The organism is Pseudomonas sp. GM41(2012) (assembly GCF_000282315.2).
Lineage (GTDB): Bacteria > Pseudomonadota > Gammaproteobacteria > Pseudomonadales > Pseudomonadaceae > Aquipseudomonas.
The window spans coordinates 1-11026 of the sequence record NZ_AKJN02000001.1; the positions used below are offsets into that span (position 1 = coordinate 1).

Below are 11026 nucleotides of genomic sequence, written 5' to 3' on the forward strand. Positions count from 1 at the left end.
CAGCAATTTGAACTTGTCCATGTCGTTGCCCGGAGACATCAGCGACAACATGCCCGACCAGTCGAGCCAGGAAGCCCGCGCGTCAGGCGCCAGGGCCTCCACCGCCGCCCTGACCAGGTCTGCGTCGCCCTCGGCGCTGAACAACACCACACCGTGCAGCTTGAAACCCATCAGCGACAGCCGATGCGAGTGCAGCGGCCGACGGTGAAAACGGATACCGCTTGTATTCTCGCGGACCTGGCGCAGCACCCCGTAGGCATTCGAACTGATGTCGTCTTTCAACAGGGCCATCAGTGAGGCCAGCTCAAATGCCGCCTTCTCACTGGCCGCCCCATGCCGTTCCAGGGTTTGCCTTTTCTGCGCATCAGCCGGCAGCAGATGGGCTTTCAGATGGGTTTGATACTGCCCGCCGATGTCCAGCTCACGACACAGCGTGGCGATTCTATTGACCCTCATCGACGGTACCCGCGACAGCTCTCCCCGCAGATTGTGGCGGAACACACCGGAACCGCTGCGGAAATAATCGACGGCGGTTTCCGGCTCTTCGAAGTTATGCAACGCGGCGTCCAGGAGGGTGGACTCGCGCAGATGGCTGGCACCGCGATCGATACCGAAGAGGATCCGGTCCGGCACATACAGTCTCAGGGTCAGCTGGCTGACGTCGTCATAGCTGTTGAAGTTCGAACTCATCAACAACGAGAGCAGAGGTTTGGCAAACGCCTTGATGTCCTGTTGCAAGTCTTGCAGCGGCGCGTCCACCAGCCGCTGCAACAACCAGCGTTTGTCGATCAATTCCTTGAGGTATTGCCGATCGAGCTCTGACGCCCTCAAGTACCAGCCCGGCGTCGAGACAGCGGTGCCGGTGAGCAACAACCTGACCGGCGGTGTCGATTTTATGGCTGGAGGAAGTGCCTGAACAATACGCTCATAATGAACACCGTTGTTTTGCGCCGGTAATACTGGCGAACTTGAAACTTCATTAACATCCTGTAACTCATCCATATCCTGACAATCCAAAACAACCAAAGAAGTCTTCAGCTTAAGCCCCATCCAATAAAACAAAAGACTAAAAACCGGTTGAACCATTGGCGCAATTGCTGCGAGACCGTTCGAACATTAAAGATAAACACATATATAAATAACACCACACGCCCACAACTTATGCCCCACCAACGAGCGAATATAAAAAACCCCGAACGTTGCGTTTGCAGCAACCTTCGGGGTGTTCAATACCGCGTGGTATTAGTCTCCAGCGTTCAAACCGGGCAATTCAATCTGTGTCTTGCGTTTGATAAATGCGTCTTCAACCGTTTCGAACTCTCTGGCCAGTTCTGCGCTCTTGACCAGGTATTCCTGACTTGCCATATCCGTTGCCGCCAGCGCTTCGAGTCGTGCGTGCAACGGCTCTTGCTCCAGCAGAAATTCATCGGCGTATTTGTGCTTCAGAAACCCTCGCCAGAAATCACGTTGGGTGGTCGCCGCAAACTCCTGGGGCGAATTGTCCAGGGCCAACACCCGCTGCTCGGCGGCATCCAGCATTGCCGCCGTCACATCAGCCACGCCAATGTATCTGGCCTGCTGCGGCTGCCCTGGCAAACCCAGTCGATCCTTCAGTCCGATACGGTAAGCAAGACGAATCTCGACTCGGTCGACCAGCAGAACCTCTTGAACCTTCTGCGCCAGGGTCAAAGCCTGATTGGCCGAAATGTTGCGAATCCGCTCGCCCGCATCCTGTTGCGCAATCCGTTCGACTTCGTCCAGCCTGAACAAGCCCTTTGCCAGTGTGGAAAGCTCCGGGATCGCCTGCGTGCCCAAGCCGTGGTTGACCAGATTCCTGACCTCCAGGCGACTGAAAATCAGCGCAGCCCCATCGGCACAGGTTTCCACATCCCCAGCCAGGCGGAACAACTCGGTGCGCAATTGCTCGGACTGTCCAGCGGCGTCCATCAGTGCCCATACCCGAGCCTGCAGATCAGGGTAAGCGTTCCTGTACTCACCTGTTTCTCGCAGATTCTCCAATAACCTGAAGAACTCCTGACTGTGGGTATCTTCCCCCTCAAGCAAACGCCACTGCTCTTGTCTGGCGGCACGCTCGCCGGCCGGAAGGTCTCGCAACCAGTGTTGCAATCGCTCATCGGAGTTTGCCAAAAGGCCGGCAGCCGCCCGGGGTTCAATGGGTACAGGCACCCCAACCTCGGGTGATGCAATACGTATCCAGGCCTGGGCATAGTCTTCCAGCGCCGCCGGCGTGAGCGGGTTACCGTCCAGAACGGCACTGTTGAATACCCGACGCGCAGCACCTGCGTTTTCCATCGAGGGACTGAGGATTTCGTCAGGAACCCGGCTGATGAAATTGTCACGCAGATCGACGCGTTGAAGCTCCCGCAAACCGTCAAGCCCCGCTGGCCACTCGGCTAATACAGCGTTACGCAGGTTGATTCGTCCTAATGTTGGTATCCGACGGAAGTCCGGAACCCGCCCCAGCGGGTTGTAGCTCAGGTTCAGTTGTTGCAGCGCCGGGTATCCTTCGAGGGCCGCGATGGCTTCCGGACTCAACGAAATGACGTTCCTCGAAAGATTCAGCGCCTGCAGCCGCGGCATCAGCCGCAACGTGTCCGGAAGCGTTTGCAGCCGATTGCTCGCCAGGCTCACCTCGTGCAAATTCGGGAACGCCTCGAGAAAAGTGGCCGGTACCTCCCCCAGCGCCATGACGCTGAGGTCCATCGAGAAAACATGAGTGAAAAGAGCTCGGGTCAACACCGGCAGCTCCCCAATATGCAAACCGGTCAGGCTGAGAGCCCCATTGGCGTACGAACCACCGATCGCCTGCTGCGGCGAATTGGTCCTTTGCCAGCAACCCCGGAGCAAGTCGGCAACCCGCTGCCTGTCCTGCCGGTTGACCGGTTCAACGCTCCCATCGGGCAAGACATGCGTCCCCGGCGTATCCACCCAGGCATTCGCCTCCTGTTGCAGACTGTCGAATTCATACTCAAGGTTCAGCAAATACCCATCGACTGACAGCGGATAGGCGGGATGAGCCTGCGCATGCTCCGCCCTTGCCAAAAACAGTTCGACATCTGCATTGCCAAAGGAAGGATACAGTCGGCGAATCCTCGCACGGCGCTCCGCCATCAGCAGATTCGTGCCCTGCCCACGACCACTCAAAGGGTAACCAAGGGTGCCGTCGCCGCCGCGCATCGGCGCCTTGAAAAAAGGTTTGATCGGCTGCATCCGCAACGCCTTGCGCAAGCCGTCGCGCGACAGAACATGCTGCTTGATCAGTTGCTCCAATTCTGCGCCCTGCCCCACATGGGGAAGCCCCAGCGCGACGCGATGGTTCTGCGGTAAGGCATGCTGCAGAGCCCCATACAGATCGTCAGCGCCGTGCAGATGGTTATCGTCACTGTCACGCGCTTCGTATCGTCCGTCTTCGTTGCGCACCAGAACCTTGCGCTCGGTTGCATCCTGCGGGCCGACGCTGGCCCGCAGTTCCCCATTGAAGGAACCGTTGCGCACTTCAATTCGCAGATTTTTCAATCCGTTCGGTAATGCTTCCAGTGTGTGCAGAACCAGTGTCTCGGTATCCGCAGTCAACGCGACCTCCAGATACAGCCCCTCATAGGCCCGCGACAGACGCACTTCACGTTGTGCAATGTGCAGGGTCTCGGCCAGGCGCAGAGGAACAGGCTTGGTCTGTTGTGTGTCGGCAAAATCCCATTGAGCCATTTGTCGGCGCTCGGCGCTGGAAGCACCCGCCAACATGTCTTCGACAATGTTCGTGGGGAGGCCGGTGAAACGGCTTTTGATCAGCTCGACACGCGGATCAACCGACGCCTGCTGGCTGGCGTAACGAGCATTGAACAATTCGGTTTTGTGATCGATCGTCGTGTGGGCTCCCGGCTCAGTGCTTTCCATCCTTGAGAGAACGTTTTCGGTCTGCCGGTAGGCGTCGAAACGGCTGAGGGTGTCGGCCAGCAAGGGTGGCAGGGGCTCGCGCTCGACATACATTTTGCGCAACTGGCCTTCGTGGGTGCCGCTGATCTTGCGGGCTTGCTCAAGCTCGCTATCGCTTAATGCGTCCGCACGGTGGCCAAGGCGTCGTAACAAGGTCGGACGCTCCCAGGTCAAGGGTTGCTCGGTGTCATGGATCCAGGCGCCGGCATTGTTGTGCTCAACCCGTGGTTGATAAGCGTTGGGCCGGGTCGGATGTTGCAGACGATGCTCGCCCGTCACCGGGTCCTGGCGCACCTGGTAATTCTTTTGTTCCATTCGCAGCCACTGCTGCTCGTTGTGCTGATACAAGCCCAGATCATCGGGTTTGGCCTCGGCTGGCAGCGTCACCGGGTGCTCGTAAGACGTCAGGTCCGGTTTCCACAGGCGGCTCTTGCCCGTGGGCAGTGCCACCGGTTTGAGACGGTCGATCAGCGGACTGGGGGTGACCGGCACCCGGGCGCCCTTGGGCAATACGTGCCCGGCGGCCATCAAGGCCAGTTGCGCAAAGTTGATGATGACCCCGTTGATGTGCGCCGACGCCTCGTCGCGGTCGCCCTGGCTCCAGTCTTCGATGCCTTCCAGCAACTCTTCGGTCATCTGCGCCACCATCAGCGCCAGCACGGCTTCGCCCAGCCCCGGCACCAGCATTGCGGCAAAGTTGAACACGTTCCAGCCGATGTCCAGGTAGCTGCTCAGGCGCTTCCAGCGTGTGGCGGCGTCTTCATCGTCGGTGGGCACGGCGATCGCTCGCGCGTCGCTGATCGCCTTGTCGCGCTTGAGGCGATACAGCTGCGGCCACAGCTCACCCGATAGTCGGTTGGTGATCGGCTCGGCATTCGGATTCTCGACCGCGGTTTCGCGCCACCACGGCCCCATGTCCAGCGGTTCGCGCTGCTGCCAGGTGATCTGGCTCAGACGCTCGCGGACCCGGGCAAAGAACCGGCCCTGGTCCTTCTGTGCCACGAAGCGACTGAAGAATGCCTGGTAGTCCGGCTCGCGCAGTTGGCTGATCAGCGTTTTCATGAAGTCCGCCAGCGAGGCGTACTCTTTCAACGGGTGCAGCGGGTCGTCCGGCACATAGGCAATCACCGGACCGCTCAAGCGGCTTTGTTTATAGATGTCCTGCTGGCGCAGCATCTCTTCGCTGATCCCGGCGGGACCATTGGCAAAAAACGCCTGCAGCAATTTGAACTTGTCCATGTCGTTGCCCGGTGCCATCAGCGACAACATGCCCGACCAGTCGAGCCAGGAAGCCCGCGCGTCAGGCGCCAGGGCCTCCACCGCCGCCCTGACCAGGTCCGCGTCGCCCTCGCCGCTGAACAACACCACACCGTGCAGCTTGAAGCCCATCAGCGACAGCCGATGCGGGTGCAGCGGCCGACGGTGGAAACTGATGGCGTTTTTATGCTCGCGGACCTGGCGCAGCACCCCGTAGGCATTCGAACTGATGTCGTCTTTCAGCAGGGCCATCAGTGAGGCCAGCTCAAATGCCGCCTTCTCACTGGCCGCCCCGTGCCGTTCCAGGGTTTGCCTTTGCTGCGCATCGGCCGGCAGCAGCTGGGCTTTCAGATGGGTTTGATACTGCCCGCCGATGTCCAGCTCACGACACAGCGTGGCGATTCTATTGACCCTCATCGACGGTACCGGCGACAGCTCTCCCCGCAGATTGTGGCGGAACACACCGGAACCGCTGCGGAAATAATCGACGGCGGTTTCCGGCTCTTCGAAGTTATGCAACGCGGCGTCCAGGAGGGTGGACTCGCGAAAATGGCTGGCACCGCGATCGATACCGAAGAGGATCCGGTCCGGCACATACAGCCTCAGGGTCAGCTGGCTGACGTCGTCATGGCTGTTGAAGTTCGAACTCATCAACAACGAGAGCAACGGTTTGGCAAACGCCTTGATGTCCTGTTGCAAGTCTTGCAGCGGCGCTTCCACCAGCCGCTGCAACAACCAGCGTTTGTCGATCAATTCCTTGAGGTATTGCCGATCGAGCTCTGACGCACTCGAGTACCAGCCCGGCGTCGAGACAGCAGTGCCGGTGAGCAACAACCTGACCGGCGGTGTCGATTTTATGGCTGGAGGAAGTGCCTGAACAATACGCTCATAATGAACACCGTTGTTTTGCGCCGGTAATACTGGCGAACTTGAAACTTCATTAACATCCTGTAACTCATCCATATCCTGACAATCCAAAACAACCCGATAAGCCCTCAGCTTAAGTCCCGTTCAATAAAACAAAAGACTAAAAATCTGCTGAGAAATCGGCGCAGCACTGCACAATCATTCGACTATTAAAGAGATGAATATATATAAATAACACCACACCTTGCCGATACATCAACCCGCAGAGCATTAATCGCAAGAAAGACCTGAATACATTTGCATCCGGGGTTGTTTCGAGGAAGTCGATCAGGGTTTTGATTCAACCGTAGTCGAAGCCATACGCAAATCCGCAGGCTGCGATCTTTTTGATGTTGAACTACTCGATCACCAACCGAGCCAACCGCTGCTTGAGCATGCGGTTTTCGGCCCGCAGTTGCTGAACCTCTTCCAGCAGGTCCAGCGCCAGGGCGACGCCTTCCCATTCCAGCTCCAGATCGTGCCGCAGCTTGGCCGCACGTTTGGCCAGCGCCAACTCATAATCGTTGAAACGCCAATCCTTGGGCTGCTCGCCCTGAGGTTCGAGGATGCCGTGCTCGACGATTTCGATCACGTAGACGTCCGACAGGTCGGTCGCCTCACAGAATTCTGCCATGTCCAGTTGAACGATCAGGGGGTTGCTCATGATGGGCTACTCCGTCTCTTGGATCAGAAGTTTTCTCTGGGGTTGAAAGCCGCTTTTTTCGCCAGTTCCTGCCACAGCGCCTTGACCTCGTCGTCCGAGGTTTTAGGCATGACGGCCTTGAGCTGTACAAACAAATAACCGCGATGACCGGCCTTGTTCAACAACCCATGCCCCTTGGCGCGCATGCGCTGGCCGTTCTGGCTGCCGGCCGGGATCTTGAGGTTGATCCTGCCTGTCAGTGTAGGCACTGCCACCTCAGTACCTAATGCCAATTCCCACGGAGCCAGCGGCAAGGTAATGATCAGGTTCTCGCCTTCGACGTCGAACTTGGGGTGCGGCGCAAAGCGAATGATCAGGAACAAGTCGCCATTCGCCCCGCCACCCGTGCCCGGTGCACCCTGGCCCTTGAGGCGAATGCGCTCGCCGTCGGCCACGCCGGCCGGGATCTTCACGTTCAGGCTTTTGCTGGTGTTGCTGACATGCTGCCCGGCAGCGTTGTATTGCGGCACCTGGAAGGTGACCTTCTTCGATTCGTTCGAGAGGGTTTCTTCCAGAAAAATCCCGAGTTCCATTTCCACGTCTTGCCCTCGACGTCCGGCGCTGCGGCCCGACTGTCCACCACCAAAACCAGGGCCACGGTTGCCGAAGATCGAACTGAAGAAGTCCGAAAAATCGCCCGTATCCTGACCACCACCGAAACCACCTGCACCACGCCCCTGCCAACCCGGCGGGCCCTGGAACGGTTGGCCGTGCTGGCCGTATTTGCGCAAGTCGTCGTACTCGGCGCGCTTGTCGGCGCTTTTCAGCGCTTCATAGGCTTCCGAGGCATCTTTGAATTTGGACTCGGCGTCCTTTTCCTTGCTGACGTCCGGGTGGTATTTACGCGCCAGCTTGCGATAGGCGGCCTTGATCGCCTTATCGTCCGCGGTCGGTTCCACACCGAGAATCTTGTAATAGTCTTTGAAGTCCATCTAAGGATCACCATCCGTTATCGATATCGCGCCACCACCGGCAGCATGCGCTTATTGGCAGCCGCGAGGTTGACCGATCTCAAGGTTGTGACCGGGTAGCGCATCAGAAGTTTATCGGCAGCGGAGGACGGTTCTTGCGACCGTCCGATGGCTGCCAGGCTCAATGCAGACAAGTTTGGGGCATCCCGCCAGCTTATCAAGGCGTTATTGGCTGAGATTTAGCGGATAGTCGGCCTTCGAATCTGCGCCGCACTGACATACACTGCGCGGCCGTTTTTTAACCGGAACTTGAAAGACATGAAAAACGCATCTCCAGCCCGTGCCTGTGGTATCGACTTCGGCACGTCCAACTCCACCGTCGGCTGGCTGCGCCCCGGCATGGAAACGCTGATCGCGCTGGAGGACGACAAGATCACCCTGCCTTCGGTGGTCTTCTTCAACATGGAAGAACGCCGCCCTGTCTACGGCCGTCTCGCGCTGCACGAGTACCTGGAAGGCTATGAAGGCCGGCTGATGCGCTCGCTCAAGAGCCTGCTGGGCTCCAAACTGATCAAGCACGACACCAGCGTCCTCGGCACGGCAATGCCGTTCAAGGATTTGCTTGGACTGTTTATCGGCCAACTGAAGAAGCGCGCCGAAACCGCCGCCGGTCGCGAGTTCGATGAAGTGGTGCTCGGTCGTCCGGTGTTCTTCGTCGATGACGATGAATTGGCCGACCAGGAAGCCGAGAACACGCTGGTGGACGTGGCCCGCGCCATCGGGTTCAAGGACGTGTCGTTCCAGTACGAACCGATTGCGGCGGCCTTCGACTATGAATCGACCATCGAAAAAGAAGAGCTGGTGCTGATCGTCGACATCGGCGGTGGTACGTCAGACTTCTCGCTGGTGCGCCTGTCCCCTGAACGCCGTACCCACGACAACCGTCACGATGACATCCTCGCCACCGGCGGCGTGCACATCGGCGGGACCGATTTCGACAAGCAGCTGAGCTTGCAGGGCCTGATGCCGCTGTTCGGCTATGGCAGCCGGATGAAGAGCGGCGCTTACATGCCGACCAGCCACCACATGAACCTGGCGACCTGGCACACCATCAACTCGGTGTACTCGCAAAAGTCGACCCTGTCGCTGGGCAGCATGCGTTACGACATCGAAGACACCAACGGCATCGATCGCCTGTTCAAGCTGATCGACCAGCGCGCCGGCCACTGGCTGGCGATGGAAGTGGAAGAAACCAAGATCCAGCTGACCCACGCCGACAGCCGCCATGTGCCACTGGACCGCATCGAACCGGGTTTGAGCGTGGAACTGAGCCGGGCACTGTTCGAATCGGCTATCGACAACTTGCTGGAGCGCGTGCGTAACAGCGTGACCCAGCTGTTGAACGACGCCAATGTGCGAGTCGATCAGGTCGATACGGTGTTCTTCACCGGCGGTTCGAGCGGGATTCCGGCACTGCGCAACAGCGTCTCGGCGATGTTGCCGAACGCGCGGCACGTGGAAGGGAACATCTTCGGCAGCATCGGCAGCGGCTTGGCGATCGAGGCAGCGAAACGTTACGGGCCGATGGACTGATCCGAAACCGCGGCGCCCTTATCGCTAGCAGGCTAGCTCCCACATTGGATCTGTGGTCTTCACAAAACCAGTGTGGGAGCTAGCCTGCTAGCGATGGCGTCAGCTCAGGCAATACATCTCTCGGATCAAACCATCCCCACCTGCTTCAACTCACTCTTCAGGTACGCGTAATAAATCGGCCCCGCCACCACCCCCGGCAGGCCGAACGCGGCCTCGAACACCAGCATTGCCAGCAGCAACTCCCACGACTTGGCACTGATCTGCCCGCCAACGATGCGCGCGTTGAGAAAGTATTCGAGCTTGTGGATAAAAATCAGGTAACCCAGCGCCGCCACGGCCACCCAGATCGACAGCGACAGACCGACGATGGTGATCAGGGTGTTCGACATCAGGTTGCCGATCACCGGCAGCAGGCCGAGCAGGAAGGTCAGCACGATCAGGGTTTTGGTCAGCGGCAGCTTGATCCCGAACATCGGCAGGACCACCGCCAGGAAAATCCCGGTGAAGAAGGTGTTGAGCAGGGAAATCTTGATCTGGGCGAACACGATGTTGCGAAACGCCTGGACCAGCAGGTGCAAGCGGTCGAACAGCGCGGCGGCCAACGGCTTGCGCTTGGTCACGTCCGGCACGCGCTGCAAGGCAATGATCGCCCCCAGCACCATGCCGATCAGCAGCGTCACAAACATGTGCGCCGCGTCCTTGCCCACCAGCTGCAAGTCGCTGAGGTGCTTGCTCACCCACTCGCCAATCGCCACGCGGAACTCGGCGGCGCTGGCGGGCAGATAGGCGTCGATGAACGGCGGCAGTTGCCCGCGCGCCCGATCAACCACGCCCATGAATTTGTCGAGAGAAGCGCCGGGGTTTTCCGCTTCATGCAGCAGAAAGCTGAAGGCACCGGCAAAGATCAGCGTCAACACACTGACCACTAGCGTTCCCAACAACGCCACCGCCAGCCAGCGCGCACGCCGCCCTTCGATCAGGCGCTGCAATTGTGGGGTGAGCATGTTGACCAGTTCGAACACCAGCAGGCCGGCCAGCAAACTCGGCAGTAATCGCAGCGGGATCACCAGCAACAAACCACCGAAAATGATGACCCAACTGATGAGTTGCAAGACTTGGCGTTGAGAAAACGTTGGCATACAGCCTCAAAACGAACGGCGTAAAAGGATTGGCAGTCTGCCAGCGTTCCGATGCCAGCACTAGGGATTGTGTAGGTCGACCTTAGTGGGGGCGGTGGTGGCTTTTTGCAGTGCCCTTCTCGGCCCCTTCGCGAGCAGGCTCGCTCCCACATTTGTCCTGCGTACACAGATCCATTGTGGGAGCGAGCCTGCTCGCGATGAGGTCCTCACCGCTCCCACCTATTGCGGCCCAATGATTATTTTTTCTTCAGACAATCACTCATGAAGGCTTTGCGCGCATCGCCCTTGAGGGCTTTGGTGGCGGCATCGGCGTTGCAGGTTTTCATCTTCTCTTGCTGAGGGGTAAGGGTTTTTGCGTCATTGGCAGCCGGCGCTGCTTTCAGGCACGTGCTCATGAAGGCTTTGCGCTCATCTCCCTTGAGGCTTTTCGCGGTAGCGTCGGCATTGCAGGTGGTCATCTTGTTCTGTTGCTCGGTGGCGGCAAAGCCCTGGGCGCAAAACAGCAAACCGATCATCAAAAAAGGGACACGCAACATCTTCATGGAGTTTTCTCCTTGTTGTCG

Annotated in this window: 7 protein-coding genes; 1 reads left to right on the forward strand and 6 read right to left on the reverse strand. The window is 58.6% G+C overall.

Going from position 1 to position 11026, the window contains the following annotated elements:
* From PMI27_RS0228970 to PMI27_RS28955, 4 genes are all read right to left on the reverse strand, one after another.
* Positions 1–870, reverse strand: an 870-nt coding sequence (locus PMI27_RS0228970; RefSeq protein ID WP_338011328.1) for a dermonecrotic toxin domain-containing protein, incomplete at its 3' end; no start/stop codon positions are given.
* 372 nt (positions 871–1242) lie between these two features.
* Positions 1243–6042: an NEL-type E3 ubiquitin ligase domain-containing protein gene (locus PMI27_RS28965; RefSeq protein WP_160171622.1), complete on the reverse strand. Its 4800-nt coding sequence runs from the start codon at positions 6040–6042 to the stop codon at positions 1243–1245.
* Positions 6043–6475: 433 nt separating this feature from the next.
* Complete coding sequence (locus PMI27_RS28960) at positions 6476–6781, reverse strand: chaperone modulator CbpM (RefSeq protein ID WP_008157348.1); 306 nt, start codon at positions 6779–6781, stop codon at positions 6476–6478.
* 23 nt (positions 6782–6804) lie between these two features.
* The gene (locus PMI27_RS28955; RefSeq protein WP_008157350.1) at positions 6805–7752 is read right to left on the reverse strand and encodes a DnaJ C-terminal domain-containing protein; all 948 of its coding nucleotides are present in this window, start codon (positions 7750–7752) and stop codon (positions 6805–6807) included.
* A 297-nt stretch (positions 7753–8049) separates the two neighbouring features.
* Between PMI27_RS28955 and PMI27_RS28950 the strand changes: the two genes are divergently transcribed.
* Entirely contained in the window at positions 8050–9324 is a 1275-nt protein-coding gene (locus tag PMI27_RS28950) for an Hsp70 family protein (protein ID WP_008157352.1), read from the forward strand.
* A 125-nt stretch (positions 9325–9449) separates the two neighbouring features.
* On the opposite strand, the gene PMI27_RS28945 is transcribed toward PMI27_RS28950, so the two are convergent.
* Positions 9450–10463, reverse strand: coding sequence for an AI-2E family transporter (locus PMI27_RS28945; protein ID WP_008157354.1), 1014 nt, complete (start codon positions 10461–10463; stop codon positions 9450–9452).
* Between the two features lie 236 nt (positions 10464–10699).
* The gene (locus tag PMI27_RS28940; protein WP_008157356.1) at positions 10700–11005 is read right to left on the reverse strand and encodes a PsiF family protein; all 306 of its coding nucleotides are present in this window, start codon (positions 11003–11005) and stop codon (positions 10700–10702) included.
* Positions 11006–11026: the final 21 nt, after the last annotated feature.

Coding starts and splice junctions, on each gene's coding strand:
- PMI27_RS28960 (WP_008157348.1), bottom strand. CDS start 6,781: ATGAGCAACCCCCTGATCGTTCAACTGGACATGGCAGAATTCTGTGAG.
- PMI27_RS28955 (WP_008157350.1), bottom strand. CDS start 7,752: ATGGACTTCAAAGACTATTACAAGATTCTCGGTGTGGAACCGACCGCG.
- PMI27_RS28950 (WP_008157352.1), top strand. CDS start 8,050: ATGAAAAACGCATCTCCAGCCCGTGCCTGTGGTATCGACTTCGGCACG.
- PMI27_RS28945 (WP_008157354.1), bottom strand. CDS start 10,463: ATGCCAACGTTTTCTCAACGCCAAGTCTTGCAACTCATCAGTTGGGTC.
- PMI27_RS28940 (WP_008157356.1), bottom strand. CDS start 11,005: ATGAAGATGTTGCGTGTCCCTTTTTTGATGATCGGTTTGCTGTTTTGC.